This window comes from Clostridioides sp. ES-S-0108-01, from assembly GCF_020662285.1.
GTDB lineage: Bacteria > Bacillota > Clostridia > Peptostreptococcales > Peptostreptococcaceae > Clostridioides.
Map to the genome: position 1 here is coordinate 298135 of NZ_JADGMN010000001.1, position 15044 is coordinate 313178.

General features: G+C 27.6%; 12 protein-coding genes. 8 read left to right on the top strand and 4 right to left on the bottom strand.

Features of this window, described 5'->3' with window-relative positions:
* Positions 1–5: 5 nt before the first annotated feature.
* The 4 genes from IR152_RS01330 (at position 6) to aroD (ending at position 5759) form a co-directional block, all read left to right on the top strand.
* Positions 6–875: a radical SAM protein gene (locus IR152_RS01330; protein WP_227450041.1), complete on the top strand. Its 870-nt coding sequence runs from the start codon at positions 6–8 to the stop codon at positions 873–875.
* 353 nt (positions 876–1228) lie between these two features.
* Positions 1229–2488 carry an ABC transporter substrate-binding protein gene (locus tag IR152_RS01335; protein WP_227450042.1) on the top strand — a complete coding sequence of 420 codons (1260 nt, stop codon included), beginning with the start codon at positions 1229–1231 and terminating at the stop codon, positions 2486–2488.
* 15 nt (positions 2489–2503) lie between these two features.
* On the top strand, positions 2504–4693 hold the full coding sequence (locus IR152_RS01340; protein WP_227450043.1) for an EAL domain-containing protein: 2190 nt from the start codon (positions 2504–2506) through the stop codon (positions 4691–4693).
* Positions 4694–4991: 298 nt separating this feature from the next.
* On the top strand, positions 4992–5759 hold the full coding sequence (gene aroD / locus IR152_RS01345; protein ID WP_227450044.1) for a type I 3-dehydroquinate dehydratase: 768 nt from the start codon (positions 4992–4994) through the stop codon (positions 5757–5759).
* Positions 5760–6056: 297 nt separating this feature from the next.
* On the opposite strand, the gene IR152_RS01350 is transcribed toward aroD, so the two are convergent.
* The 3 genes from IR152_RS01350 to IR152_RS01360 form a co-directional block, all read right to left on the bottom strand.
* Positions 6057–6734, bottom strand: coding sequence for a hypothetical protein (locus tag IR152_RS01350; RefSeq protein ID WP_227450045.1), 678 nt, complete (start codon positions 6732–6734; stop codon positions 6057–6059).
* A gap of 148 nt (positions 6735–6882) precedes the next feature.
* Positions 6883–7200, bottom strand: coding sequence for a helix-turn-helix domain-containing protein (locus tag IR152_RS01355; RefSeq protein WP_227450046.1), 318 nt, complete (start codon positions 7198–7200; stop codon positions 6883–6885).
* A 21-nt stretch (positions 7201–7221) separates the two neighbouring features.
* Positions 7222–7560 (bottom strand): helix-turn-helix domain-containing protein, encoded by a 339-nt coding sequence (locus tag IR152_RS01360; protein WP_227450047.1) that lies wholly within the window; start codon positions 7558–7560, stop codon positions 7222–7224.
* Positions 7561–8247: 687 nt separating this feature from the next.
* Here IR152_RS01360 and IR152_RS01365 point away from each other — a divergent pair.
* From IR152_RS01365 to IR152_RS01380, 4 genes are all read left to right on the top strand, one after another.
* A complete protein-coding gene (locus tag IR152_RS01365; RefSeq protein WP_227450048.1) occupies positions 8248–8814 on the top strand; it encodes a beta-class carbonic anhydrase in 567 nt (188 codons plus the stop codon).
* A gap of 302 nt (positions 8815–9116) precedes the next feature.
* The gene (locus IR152_RS01370) at positions 9117–9578 is read left to right on the top strand and encodes a MarR family winged helix-turn-helix transcriptional regulator (RefSeq protein WP_227450049.1); all 462 of its coding nucleotides are present in this window, start codon (positions 9117–9119) and stop codon (positions 9576–9578) included.
* 67 nt (positions 9579–9645) lie between these two features.
* Positions 9646–11892 carry an ABC transporter ATP-binding protein gene (locus IR152_RS01375; protein WP_227450050.1) on the top strand — a complete coding sequence of 749 codons (2247 nt, stop codon included), beginning with the start codon at positions 9646–9648 and terminating at the stop codon, positions 11890–11892.
* Positions 11885–13717, top strand: a complete 1833-nt coding sequence (locus IR152_RS01380; protein ID WP_227450051.1) for an ABC transporter ATP-binding protein — start codon at positions 11885–11887, stop codon at positions 13715–13717. Before IR152_RS01375 ends, IR152_RS01380 begins: the two co-directional genes overlap by 8 nt.
* An 820-nt stretch (positions 13718–14537) precedes the next feature.
* Here the strand turns inward: IR152_RS01380 and IR152_RS01385 are convergent.
* On the bottom strand, positions 14538–14702 hold the full coding sequence (locus IR152_RS01385) for a hypothetical protein (RefSeq protein ID WP_227450052.1): 165 nt from the start codon (positions 14700–14702) through the stop codon (positions 14538–14540).
* Positions 14703–15044: the final 342 nt, after the last annotated feature.

Genomic DNA, 15044 nt, shown 5'->3' on the forward strand with positions numbered 1-15044 from the left:
TTAATATGGAATATGATATGCCACTTTATAGACCACCAAGTGAGGCTTATAGTCTTATAATACAAGTCACACTTGGATGTTCTCACAACAAATGTACATTTTGTAGTATGTACAAATCTAAAAAATTTAAAATAAAACCACTAGAAGTAATAAAAAATGAAATTGATATATTTAGAAGACATTATAAACATGTAGAAAGAATATTCTTAGCAGATGGAGATGCACTTATAATACCGATGGAGAAATTAAGAGACATCATTTTATATATAAAAGAAATTTTTCCAGAGTGTGAAAGAATTACTATGTATGGTTCTCCTAAATCTATAGAGAAAAAATCTGATGATGAGCTTAAAGAGTTAAGAAAACTTGGTGTTAAGATGATTTATCTAGGGCTTGAAAGTGGAAGTAATGAAGTATTAGAAGATATTAAAAAAGAATTTAATAGTGAACAATTAATAAAAGTTGGTAGGAAAGTTAAAAAAAGTGGTATTAAATTATCAGCCACTGTAATAGCAGGTCTTGGAGGAACTAAAAAAACACATCAGCATGCAATTGATACAGGAAAAATGCTAGGAGCAATTTCACCAGATTATGTGGGTGTACTTAGTTTAATGGTAGAACCTAATACTGAACTTTACGATTTACTTAAAGAAAGAAAGTTTACCGTATTGGAAGATAAAGCTGTGTTGCAAGAGATTAAAGAGATGATAAAAAATATAGATGCTAATGAAAAAGTTGTATTTAGAAGCAATCATGCCTCAAATTATGTAAATTTAAAGGGGACATTACCCAATGATAAACAACGTCTAATTGACGAAATTGATTATTATTTAAGTAGTCTAAAACTAAAAAGAGAAGAATATAGAAGATTGTAAATTTTAATCTTATCAGTATATAAACATATAAATAAAATATTGCAAAATAAAAATAGAGTGACTTCATAAAGTTACTCTATTTTTATTTTGCAATGTTATCTAGCCTATCCATACATCATTTCAAATTGTAATATTTCCTTTATTGTCCCAAGCATCTGTTATATGGTTGATACATAGTACCTAGTCTTCAAAAAAGATAGGAAATATGTAAGTAGAATTTGATTTCATTTTATCACTTTCAAATTAATTATATTGTTCACTTTAGGAGTTAAAAAAGTTGATTTCTAAATAAGCAAATGATAAAATAAAAACAGAATATTTTGGGATTGTTATAATTATGGGGATGTGATGAAATGAAATTAAATACTATAGTTAAGAGTGTAATTATTCTTTCTCTGTTAATAATGTGTGTTGGCTGTCAAAATAATAAAGCAACTAATATAGTGATTGACAATAATGATGATGACATTATTGATTTAAGAATTTTTGGATTTAAAAATGAAGCAATTAATGTTGTAGCGATTGAGGAGATTTTGCAGGATTATATGGCAAAACATCCAAATGTTAAAATTAATTATGAGAGTGTTAAAGGAGTAGAGTATTATAATGTTTTAGAAAAAAGATTAAATTCAAATAATCATGATGATATTTTTATGATGGATGAAGAGCATTTGCAAAAGTTAAAAGATAAAGGATACTTTGAAGATTTATCGAAGTTGTCTACTATTAATAATTTTAGTAAAAAATCTTTAGAGCAAATGAAGGAAGACAATGGAAAGATTTATTATGTTCCTTCTACAATATCTGCTTTTGGACTTTATTGTAATATGGATATCTTAAATAAACATCATCAAAAAGTACCTCAAAATGAAAAAGAATTTATGGAAGTATGTCAATATTTTGTTGACAAAGGAATAACACCAATTATAGCTAACAATGACATTTCTTTGAAAACAATAGCTATAGGAAAGTCTTTATACCCACTCTATCAAGCAGATAATAGTCATGAACTTATTAAACATATTAATAAGAACCCTGAAGTTTTATCCGATTATATGAAAACTGGATACGAATTTGTAGAGAAAATAATTAAAAATAAGTTTATTGATGCAACAAAAACATCGAAAACAGAAAAAACGAAAGATGACTTAATTCAATTTGAAAAAGGAGAAAATCCTTTTATGTTGACAGGGGCCTGGGCTTCGGTACGAGTTCAAAATGATGCACCAAATTTAAACTTTGAAGTTCATCCATATCCAATCTTAAAAGAGGGGTCTATGCTTGTCACGAATATAGATACAAGGTTGTGTGTTAATGCTAAGGGAAAACATGTAGAAGAAGCAAAAAAGTTTATTGAATATATTACACAGGATAATATCATGTGGAAATTTGTAAATAGTCAATCTTCTTTTAGCCCATTAAAAGAGTTAAGAATTGCTGATGATAAAACAATTAAACCACTCAGTCTATATATTAATGATAAAGATGCTATTTTAGGTACAGATTCACGTATTCAATATCCAATTTGGTCATTAACTCGTGAAGGAGTACAAAAACTGATGAAAGGTGAGGACATTGAATCTGCATTAAAAATTATAAAGGACTCTAAATAGTCGGGAGAGATTATCATGAAAAATAAGCCAATAATAATTATATGTAGTATTCTTGCTATAGGAATAGTTGGAATGACTATGCTGACTTATGTTAATTTTGTGCGTGGTTCATTATGGGAAAAATCTGTTTATGATATTCTAGAATCTACTACAGCAGAACAGAAATCTTTTAAACTTTACGTAGAAAAAGATGTTGAAAACCTTACAAGTATATTGAAAGGCGTGTCTTTTGAAGATGAGGAAGTGAAAATATCAATTCTTCAGAAGTTAGAATTAGAGGGTATAAATTATGTCTATGTGAATTTGAAAGAAAAAACTTTCATTAACAATAGTGATAAAGAACAATTGCCGGATGAAGAAGTTGAGAAACTCAAAGCATTTCAATCTGATAAAGGCATTATAAAACCTTATTTTAATCGTAATACAGGAGTAAAGATGGTGGCAGTTTACGTTAAATCAGGAGATGAGTTGATTATTAAAGAGACGCGTGCTGATTATATTGCTGAGCAGTTTTCTTTATCATTTTATAATGACTTAGGATTCTCTTATATTGTTGATGATACAGGAAATGTTTTAATAAGAGCTAATCATAAAAATGCAAATAGAACAATGCAGAATCTCTTTGATATTATAGACCTAGAGGGGAATGATAAAAAAACTGTTAAATCATTTGAGGATGCATTGCTGAATCATCAAAAAGGATATGCTTTATTTAATTATCATGATGATGCAAACGTATTTTGTTATGTACCAGTGGGTGATATAGATGGTTGGTATATTGTCTCCATTATTCAAAATGATGTCATTATGACACAAGCTAATCATATCATTATATTTACTATCATACTATCTTTAATTATTATAGGAGCTATAGGGTGTATAGTATTTATTTATAGACATGATAATAGAAAGCATAAAAACGAAATTATGTATTTAGCATATTATGATACCTTAACTAATTTATATAACTATCAGAAATTCAAAGAAGAAGGTAATAAAAAAATTAAAGATAATAGTAAAAATTGGGCAGTCATCTATATAGATATTGCAGGATTTAAGATTATTAATGATTTAAATGGATATAAGTATGGAGATAAAATTTTAAAAAATTTAGCAGGTATATTAAGTGATTCTATTCCATACCAAGGAATCACTTGCCATATGACTGCTGACAAATTCTTATTGATGTGTGACTATAAAGAAAAACAGGACTTAGTTGATTTATGTGCAAAGATATATCAAAAATTCTATCTTGATCTTAAAAGTGATGGAATTGAAAAAGAGAGAGTTATGAAGTTTGGAATTTGTTGCTTAGAAGATATGATAGAAATAAAAAATATCGATAGATTAATTGATGGTAGTCATCTTGCCTTAACAGAGGTTAATATGAATCGTAAGGATTATTATTGTTTCTATAATTATACAATGAGAGAACGTATAATGGAAGAAGCAGCTATTGAATCAAAAATGGAAAAAGCTTTAGAAAATAAAGAATTTACATTGTATCTACAACCTAAATACAACGTTCAAGGTAGCCATATATTAGGAGCTGAAGCTCTTGTTAGGTGGATAGATAAGAGTGGTAACATGGTAATGCCAGGCGATTTTATTCCTATATTTGAAAAGAATGGATTTATATTAAAGTTAGATGAGTATGTGTTTGAAAGTGTTTGTGAACATCTTGCAGGTCGTATAAAAAAACAATTACCTGTTGTTTCTGTATCAATTAATGTTTCACGTTTACATTTTTATCAAGCAGATTTTTTAGAAAGATATTTAAACATTAAAAACAAATATCGAATACCTGATTATTTACTAGAATTAGAAATTACTGAAAATATTTTATTGGAAGACATGAAGAAAGTACAAGAAGCTATTGTGGAATTACAAAGTAATGGTTTTATTTGTTCAATTGATGATTTTGGTAGTGGATATTCTTCATTAAATGCATTAAAAAATTTATCTTTTGATGTAATTAAATTAGACAAACTTTTCTTGGATAATACCAATAATACAGAGAGAAGTGAAGAAATTATTAAATCTATTATTGATATGGCTAAACAGATTAACATAAAAACAGTTGCAGAAGGTATTGAAACAAATGAGCAGTTAGAGTTCTTGAAAAAAACAGATTGTGATATGATTCAAGGATATATTTTCTCAAGACCATTACCAATTCATGAATTTGAAAAATTATTAAACTAAAATATGATAATTATTTTATAATTTATTGTAGATGAGAATTTATTATTGAAAAATCATTTTTCTAATGTACTTGTAATGACAATTATGATTTAATTGATATGTAAGCGATTGTTCTCCTTAATTGTAGAGTGCAATCGCTTACTTTATTAAATTTTTTGAATATATATAATATAACGTTTATTGCTTTAAGAATAAATATTATTTTAGAGATAGTATTATTACAATATACAATATTTTTACAGTATAATGATATTATGAAGTAAAGAGAATATAGAGGTTTGTATATGTGGAGGGAAGCATGAAAAAAATAGTACAAATAAAAAATATTATTATAGGAGAGGGTATACCTAAAATTTGTGTGCCAATTATGGGAAAAAGTAAAGCCGAAATTCTAGAAGAAGTTGAAGGGCTAAAAGAAGTTTGCTTGGATATTGTAGAATGGCGTGTTGACTTTTTTGAAGATGTAGAAGATGTTCAAAAGGTTAAAGAGGTGCTTTATGAATTAAGAAGATATATACCAGATATACCTTTATTATTTACATTTAGAAGCAAAGTAGAAGGTGGAGAAAAATTAATATCAAAAGATTATTATATTACCCTAAATAAAGAAGCTTCTAATACAGGATTAATAGATTTAATAGATGTAGAATTATTTACAGGAGATAAAGTTGTAGATGAAATAGTTGATTTTGCTCATAAAAAAGAAGTGAAGGTAGTCATCTCTAATCATGATTTCGATAAAACGCCCCCAAAAGAAGAAATTATATCTCGTTTATGTAGGATGCAAGAATTAGGAGCAGATTTACCTAAGATAGCTGTTATGCCTCAAAGTAAAAAAGATGTGTTAGTATTACTCACAGCTACAAATGAGATGGTTCAAATATATGCAGATAGACCAATAATAACTATGTCTATGTCAGGAATAGGAGTTATAAGTCGATTGTGTGGAGAAATATTTGGTTCTGCTTTGACTTTTGGAGCAGTTAAAAAGATTTCTGCACCAGGTCAAGTATCAGTTAAAGAGTTAAGTTCAGTACTTAACTTATTACACGATAGTATTACTTGATTAGATACTATATAAAGTAGTAACATTAAGTATTAACTGGTTTGATATTATGTAAAATATAACATTGTTAATGATTATTTCTTATTTTTCAGTTAAAATATCAATCAATATAGATTGTTTTAAAGATAGTCAATTAAAAGTAGATATTTTAAGATTTTTATAAATTAATCATGGCATATTTGAAATATGCCATTAAAAACCTGCAAAATTTTAAATTATAAATGATACACTAATATTTTTTGCTATTTATAATCAGTTAAATATCTATAATGATTATATTTTTTATGATTACTTATACTAAAAATTATATATGTAATACAAGATAATTACTCTATTTTTTACATATTGAACATTACAACATTTATATCTATCATCATCAATTACACTAGAATGTATAGGGTATTTATTTTCTTTTAACCAATATTTTTGCATATTCTTTGTCCAGGATTTTGGAAATTTAAATACCTTTTTATTTATTACAACATCTTCATCTTCAAAAATATTAACTTCTCTTTCAATTTTTATCTTTCTATTATATATCTTATTGATAGAATTTTTATCAAGTTCTATATCTCTGTACATATCAGGGCAATAACAATAGACATAAGTTCTATTTTTTCGATGTTTAAATTTTACAAATTTTTCTATATTAAGTTCCAATTTTTCTTTATCATCTTTTATAAATTTAATATCTTCTATATTGTCACTTGAAAAAATTTCTGACAATCTTAGTGTATCTACAGTTTCTCTAATTATTTGTTTCTTATAATAGCAAAACTCATTTTTTAAAGCAAGATTTAATTTATTGAGTATATGATTATTCTTATATTTAAACATTTTGATTTTTTCTAATCCAATCTTGTCTTTAAATCTTAACTTTTCGTATTTACAAGTTATCTTTCTAAAAAGAATATACTCTACATCAATATATTTTTTTGCAATCTTAAATTTATCGCTACCTTCAATCACAATCATAGCCTATCTCCAATCGTTTTATATTAAAATAAGGCCATAGAACATGGTCTAATAGTACTAATTAGCACTATAAGATAATGTTAACACAAAAAGACAAAAAAAGGTTATTTATTTCAAATAACCTTTTTTTTATATAAAATATAAAGAATTATATTTTATTCTTTTTTATGATATCTATAATCTGTGATATCAGATTTAGCTCTCTTGAATTTAAGTCTTTTAACTCTTCATTTATATCATTTTCTAAATATATCTTTCCGTTGGAAGTAATATCTTTTATAAGAACATCTGCAGATATATTTAATACACTTACAAATTTTATGAATGTTTTAAGACTTGGATTCTTTTTACCACTTTCGATTTGAGTTATATACCAAGGCGATACTCCAACCATATTTGCAAATTCCTTTGAAGTTAAATTTGCTTTTTTACGTTCTTCTTTAAGTCTTTTACCTATATAATTCATTATTGTCACTATTTCCCTCGCTTATATTTCTTTGTATTTAATGATGCACTTTATTAACTCTAACATTGCAATTTGTTCTTTTTCAGTTAATTTATTAATCATTTCATAACATTCTAAAGGTACAGAGTTATCAACGCCTTCTGTTGTAATAATATTTGCAAATAACACTTCAAGTGGTATATCTAAAGCAGTAGCGATTTTCATTATAATATTGATAGATGTATTTGTCTCAGCTCTTTCAATCTGACCAATATATGTTGGATGTAAACCTGCTTTTTCTGCTAGAAATTCTTGACTATATCCCAATTTTGTTCTATAGACTTTTATTCTATCTCCTATTATTTTTCCTATATTTGCCAATTATTATCCCTCCACTTTAGATTATATTCATAGTTTAAGTTGTTTTATATAGACTATTTATACTTTTTTAGTTTAAATATAGACTATATATGTTTTTATACTGAAATAAGTGCTATTTATTTTTGTATAGTCTGTATCTACAATAAACAAATATGGATAAATCATATTTTTAATTAGACAAATATTTTTCATAATTTCATAGCCATACTACAATAATAAAACGAATTAATAATATGTTAATTATAGCATTTTTTATTACAATTACATATTAGATATGTAGAATATATTTTGAAAATTTGAAAAATTTTAGATTTCATATGTTGAATAACCAATGTAGCTAGAAAATTTTTTAATAAGTATTTCAAGTTTAGTTATTATATTAGTAAGGTAGATATTTTTAAATCTAATCATATAGAAGTGAAATAAAAAAGTAATTATAGGGTAAAATTTTTAGAATAAAATTTTAAAAAATATAATTAAATAAATAATGAAAATAGATAATACTAGTTTAGATTATAAAAAAATAAATATACAAATACTTATAAACATAAGTTATATGTAAGATTTATAGTAGATTAATAATTTTATAAAAACATTTAATAAATATAAATTAAATTATATATGTATATATTGCAGTTCAATAGTGATATAATAATAAAAAAATTTTTAAAGAAAGTGAGATTACATATGAGAAAACTTGAAGAGATACTAGAGTATAATAAATCATTTATAGAGAACAAAGAATATGAACAATATGTGACATCAAAACATCCAAACAAAAAAACAGTAGTCTTATCTTGTATGGACACAAGATTAACTGAACTTTTGCCTAAAGCTATGAATTTGAAAAATGGAGATGTTAAACTAATAAAAAACGCAGGAGCTACCATAATGCATCCTTTTGGAAGTATTATGAGAAGTGTTCTAGTTGCAATTTACGAATTTGATGTAGATGAGGTTATAGTTGTAGGACATCATGGATGTGGTATGTGTAATGTTGATACAGATAAATTACTTGGCAAAATTTTAGATAGGGGAATATCTAAAGATGTAATACTTACACTTCGTAGTGCTGGAATTGATACAAAACAATGGTTACATGGATTTGATTCTGCACAAGAGTCTGTAAAAGATAGTGTTGATTTAATAAAAGGACACCCTTTAATTCCAGATAGTATTATTGTACATGGTCTAATTATATCACCAGAAACTGGAAAATTAGATGTTATTGTAAATGGATATGAAGATAAATAGAGTATTATAGTCTTATATAAGCAAGGTACTGTTAGATAAGATGTTGTTTCAAAATTTATTTTGGAACAACTTTTTTATTTGAAAACATATGAAAAGGTTTGTTTTAAGCTTTGCAATAAAAATATAAGTAGTTGACTAATTAAAAAACTTACTATTATTTATTAAAATTATAATTATATAATGCAAAAATGTTTATTAAACGAAATTTATATGAATTTTTTATAAATATATTGAAAAAATGTATATGGTATAGTAAAATAATGCTTAGCCGACTAAGTAATATAAAAATAAGGAGGGCAAGTATGAATAGCAATTCTGAAGAAAAATTGAATGATGTTTTCTTGCAATTAATGCGTATATATTTTATAAGAACTCATTTTTATTTTGATAAATTAGGCTTATATCATGGTCAGCCACAAATACTTTTTTCTTTAAAGATGAAAAATGGGCAAAGTCAAAAGGAATTAGCAGATAAAAGGAAAGTAAAAGCATCTACAACTACAGTTATGATAAAGAGGATGGAAAAGGCTGGACTTGTAGAAAGAAAGCAAGATGAAAAGGACCAAAGAGTATCTAGAATTTTTTTGACAGACAAAGGCTTAGAAATATGTAATAAGGTTGAGGAATTTAACAAGGAATTAGAAAGAGAATTCTTTTTAGGATTTAGTGAAGAAGAAAAAATAGTACTTAGAAGACTCCTAATGCAAGTGCGAGATAATTTAAAAGCAGGATGTCATAAGCATGAAGATGAAAAATACTTTTAAAGTTTGAAATAATATTTTTCAATTTAATGTTATTAGACTAATTAATATTACAGAAGGGAAGAAATGTATGTTTAAATTAATTAAATATTTAAAGAAATCGGCATTATCAATAGCAATAATAGTCTGCCTATTGGTAATTCAAGCGGTATGTGATCTTTCTTTACCAGAGTACACATCCAATATAGTAAATGTAGGTATACAACAAGGCGGAGTAGAAAATTCTGTTCCATCTGTCATTAGAGAGGGAGAACTAGATAAAATTACTTTATTTATGGATAAAAGTAGTAAGGATAAAGTACTAGATAATTATACTTTATTGAATAAGGAAGATTATGCTAAGTATAAAGATAAGTATCCAGGTCTAAAAGATGAATCTCTTTATGAGTTAAATATTAAAGATAAAGACACTATAGATGATTTAAATATTATTTTTGGTAAAGCTATTTTAATAGTATCAGGGCTTGAAGGTGATAGTAAAGAAGTAAAAGCTATGAAAGCTCAACTAATGAGCAAACTTCCACCACAAGCTACTCAAGGTGGGGATATTGATATATTTAAATTGTTATCAGCAATGCCAAAAGAGCAGTTAGATACATTGACTAAAGAGATGAACAAAAGCTTTGAAGGTATGCCAGAGAGTATGATAACACAAAGCTCAGTATCATATGTAAAGTCAGAGTATGAGAAAATAGGTATTGATACAGAGAAAACTCAAAATAGTTATATATTATTTACTGGGGCTAAAATGCTTGGTATAGCTATGATTAGTATGGTAGCCACAATAACAGTAGGATTTTTAGCAGCAAGAGTAGCAGCAAGTGTAGGTAGAAATTTAAGAAGTGGAGTATTTAGAAAAGTTATGTCATTTTCAAATACTGAAATGAATGAGTTTTCTACAGCTTCATTAATTACTCGTAGTACAAATGATATTCAACAGATACAAATGTTGATGGTTATGTTGCTTAGAATAGTATTCTATGCACCCATAATGGCTATAGGTGGAGTAATAAAGGTTTTAAACACAAATACTTCAATGGCATGGATTATAGCAGTAGCAGTAGTTGCTATTTTATCATTAATTGTAGTGTTGTTCTCAGTAGTTATGCCTAAGTTCAAACTAGTTCAAAAGCTTGTTGATAAGTTAAACTTAGTAAGTCGTGAAATAATTACTGGTATTCCAGTTATCAGAGCTTTTAGTACTGAAAAACACGAAGAAGAAAGATTTGATGAAGCAAATAAAAATTTAACTAAAACAAATCTTTTCGTAAATAGAGTTATGACATGTATGATGCCTGCTATGATGCTTGTAATGAACCTTATAACAGTTCTTATAGTTTGGAGAGGTGCATATAGTGTTGATTCTGGAGCAATGCAAGTTGGAGATATGATGGCATTTATACAATATACAATGCAAATAATAATGTCATTCTTAATGATATCAATGGTATCTATCATGCTTCCAAGAGCGTCTGTTTCAGCTACACGTATAGATGAAGTACTAGTATCAAATATAAGCATTAAAGACCCAGAAAAATCAGAGGCACAAGAGTTTAGAGAAGATAAAAAAGGTCTTGTTGAATTTAAAAATGTTTCATTCATGTATCCAGATGCAGAAGAACCTATATTAACAAATATATCTTTTACAGCAAAACCAGGGGAAACAACTGCTTTTATAGGAAGTACTGGTAGTGGTAAGTCAACTCTTATAAATTTAATTCCTCGTTTCTTTGATGTTACTGAGGGAGAAATATTACTTGGTGGAGTTAATATAAAAAATGTTTCTCAACATGATTTAAGAGAAAAAATTGGATATGTACCTCAAAAGGGAGTATTGTTTTCAGGTACTATAGAATCCAACTTAAAATATGGTAGAAAAGACGCAACAGATGAAGAAATGAGAACAGCAGCTGAAATAGCTCAAGCTACAGAATTTATCAATTCTAAACCAGAAGCTTTTAAAACTGAAATTTCTCAAGGTGGAACAAATGTATCTGGAGGTCAAAAACAAAGACTTTCTATCGCAAGAGCAATAGCAAAAAATCCAGAAGTTTATATATTTGATGATAGTTTTTCAGCACTTGACTTAAAAACTGATGCAGTTCTTCGCAAGGCTTTAAAATCAAAAACTGCTGAGAGTACAGTACTAATAGTTGCACAAAGAATTAGCACTATCTTAAATGCAGAACAAATAATTGTTTTAAATGAAGGTGAAATAGTTGGAATAGGAACACATAAAGAGCTTCTAAAAAATTGCGAAGTTTATGAGCAAATAGCTTTATCACAACTTTCAAAGGAGGAGCTAGCTAATGAGTAGAATGGGAAAAGGCCCTATGGGAAAATCTATGGGAGCAGGGCAAAAAGCAAATGATTTTAAAGGAACTATGCGAAAACTAATTGCATATTTATCTAAATTTAAAATATCAATAATTTTGGTAATTGTATTTGCTATTGGGAGTGCATCATTTTCTATAGTAGGTCCAAAAATCTTAGGTAAGGCAACTACAAAGATATTTGAAGGATTAGTAAGCAAAGTTTCTGGAGGAAATGTAGGTGTAGATTTTAATTCAATTGGAAAAATCTTAGCATTTTTACTTTGCCTTTACTTGATAAGTGCATTATTCTCTTTTGTACAAGGATTCATAATGAGTGGAATTTCCCAAAAAGTATCCTATAATTTAAGAAAAGAGATTTCGGTAAAATTGGATAGATTGCCAATGAAATATTTTGATACTAAGACACATGGTGAAATATTATCAAGAATTACGAACGATATAGATACCTTAAGTCAAAGTTTGAATCAAAGTATGACACAACTTATAACATCAGTGACAACTATGATAGGTGTTTTGATAATGATGTTATCTATAAGTGGGGTTATGACACTGGTAGCAATCTTAATATTGCCAATATCAATGTTTGTAATTTCAAGAATAGTGAAAAAATCACAAAAATACTTTAGGTCTCAACAAGAATATTTAGGAAATGTAAATGGTCAAGTTGAAGAAACTTATAGTGGTCAAACAATAGTAAAAGCATTTAATCGTGAAGATGAGGTAATTGAAGAGTTTGATAAATTAAATGATAGTTTGTATAATTCAGCATGGAAATCTCAATTTTTATCAGGTATAATGCAACCACTTATGATGTTTATTGGAAACTTAGGTTATGTAATGGTATCAATCTTAGGAGGTTGGCTAGCAATTAAGAAAACAATTGAGGTTGGGGATATACAGTCATTTATACAATATGTAAGAAACTTTACACAACCTATGACTCAACTTGCACAGGTTGCTAATTTACTACAATCAACAGCAGCAGCCTCTGAAAGAGTATTTGAGTTTTTAGAAGAGGAAGAAGAAGAGCAAATTGCTGAAAATGCAGTTTCAATAGATGGTTTAGAAGGCAAAATTGATTTTGAAAATGTCAACTTTGGATATAACCCAAACAAGACTATAATAAATGATTTTTCAGTAAATGTTAAACCAGGTCAAAAAGTTGCCATTGTTGGGCCTACAGGAGCAGGGAAGACTACAATAGTTAAACTTTTGATGAGATTTTATGACGTTAATAGTGGTTCAATATTGATTGATGGTCATAATATTAAAGATTTCAATCGTAGTGAACTTAGAGAAATGTTTGGTATGGTTCTCCAAGATACATGGTTATTTAGTGGTTCTATTATGGAAAACATAAGATACGGTAAGCTTAATGCTACAGATGAAGAAGTTATAGAGGCTGCTAAATCTGCACATGTTCATAGATTTATCAAGACATTACCAGATGGATATAATATGAAATTAAATGAGGAAGCAAGTAACGTTTCTCAAGGTCAAAAACAATTATTAACTATAGCTCGTGCTATTTTAGCTGACCCTAAAATCTTAATATTGGATGAAGCTACAAGTTCTGTAGATACTAGAACAGAAGTACTGATTCAAAAGGCTATGGATAATCTTATGGAAGGTAGAACAAGTTTTGTTATAGCCCACAGATTATCAACTATACGTGATGCTGATATGATTCTTGTAATGAATGATGGAGATATAGTTGAACAAGGAAATCATGATGAACTTCTAAAAGAAGGTGGATTCTATGCTAATCTTTACAATTCTCAATTTGAAGAAGATGAAGCAATGTAACAGAAAACTTTCTTGGTATAGGAGTATCATTAATAAGATAAATTAAATAGATAAGGGGCTGTCTCAAGATAGAGGAGCAAGCCTCTTTTTCATTGTTGAAATGATGAAAATATATTTAATTTCATGCGAAAAAGAGTTTTTTATGAACTAAGAAATTCATTTTGAGACACCCACTTATCTATTATTTTATGTCTTTACAAAGTGTGTATTTTATTATAATAGATAATAAGGAAAATATTGGAGGTGATTATCAAAATGTATATTTAATCTTATTCTTTAAATTTTATTATGGATAAAATTTAATTTTAATAGTTGATAATTATATTAAAGTATATATTTATATTGATTTTATTAATCATGTAAAAAACTACTTAAATTTAAGAATTGGGTTAAATATAAAATGATAATTACATATGAGTTAATTGAACTGATGTATTTTTAATATATATTTAGAATTTTAATCCTTCTTATGATATAAGTAGCTTGTTTTGTATACTTAGATTTGTAAGGTGTTCCTTTTCTATTTGCAGGCGTTCTTAATTGAGCGTCTTTTTTCATGCCAAAATTACTATGAAAGGAAATACTATGAAAACAAAATCGAAAAGTATATTAAGAAAATTAACAACCTATATCATGGTTTTAGTAACTGTCTGCGGTACGTTTTTAACAAACCCTACCTCTGTTTCAGATAGTGAATTGGTTCTAAACGAACCGACTGAATATAGTTATACAGGAGTAAGCCCACACTTAGGTTATGCAATCACGCACAATCCAATTTATGTATGGTAAACAGTCATGATACGCTGCCATCATGAAACAATCAAGAAGTACAAGTAACAGTTGGCGATAGTATTACGTTGACAGATTCTAACGGTGTTCTAAGTGGTATGACTTTAGAATCTAACAACACAAACGCTACTTTACAACAAAATGGAAATACCATCACAATTACACCTAGTGCAAGTTCAAATGACGGTTCTATCACTTATCGTAAAGTACCTCAAAGTGAGGTTGGTACTTCTATTGTTTATACAAAACCGCAACATCAAACCCTTGTTGAGTTTCACTTAGAAAGTTCAAAGCAAGCTACTGTTAAGGTTGATGTTATCCTATCTTTGCATTAGGTCTTGTGTTATCTGTAAGTGCATTAAGCGTTCTATACTTCCGCCGTAAAAAAGCAAAAGCTGAATAATAGAAAACTAGACGCAAAGATCACGACAAGACATTGACGTACCTTGCGTTTTTCTATGGAAAGGAATAGCTTATGCACTCGATACGTTCCCCAACAAGAACAACCTTAATAATAAAACATTACAATTTAATCTAA

Bases quoted from the DNA above. Each gene is read 5' to 3' on its own strand.
- IR152_RS01350 (WP_227450045.1), bottom strand. From the start codon at position 6,734: ATGATTGTGATTGAAGGTAGCGATAAATTTAAGATTGCAAAAAAATAT.
- IR152_RS01365 (WP_227450048.1), top strand. From the start codon at position 8,248: ATGAGAAAACTTGAAGAGATACTAGAGTATAATAAATCATTTATAGAG.
- IR152_RS01340 (WP_227450043.1), top strand. From the start codon at position 2,504: ATGAAAAATAAGCCAATAATAATTATATGTAGTATTCTTGCTATAGGA.
- IR152_RS01370 (WP_227450049.1), top strand. From the start codon at position 9,117: ATGAATAGCAATTCTGAAGAAAAATTGAATGATGTTTTCTTGCAATTA.
- IR152_RS01335 (WP_227450042.1), top strand. From the start codon at position 1,229: ATGAAATTAAATACTATAGTTAAGAGTGTAATTATTCTTTCTCTGTTA.
- IR152_RS01380 (WP_227450051.1), top strand. From the start codon at position 11,885: ATGAGTAGAATGGGAAAAGGCCCTATGGGAAAATCTATGGGAGCAGGG.
- IR152_RS01330 (WP_227450041.1), top strand. From the start codon at position 6: ATGGAATATGATATGCCACTTTATAGACCACCAAGTGAGGCTTATAGT.
- IR152_RS01375 (WP_227450050.1), top strand. From the start codon at position 9,646: ATGTTTAAATTAATTAAATATTTAAAGAAATCGGCATTATCAATAGCA.
- IR152_RS01355 (WP_227450046.1), bottom strand. From the start codon at position 7,200: ATGAATTATATAGGTAAAAGACTTAAAGAAGAACGTAAAAAAGCAAAT.
- aroD (WP_227450044.1), top strand. From the start codon at position 4,992: ATGAAAAAAATAGTACAAATAAAAAATATTATTATAGGAGAGGGTATA.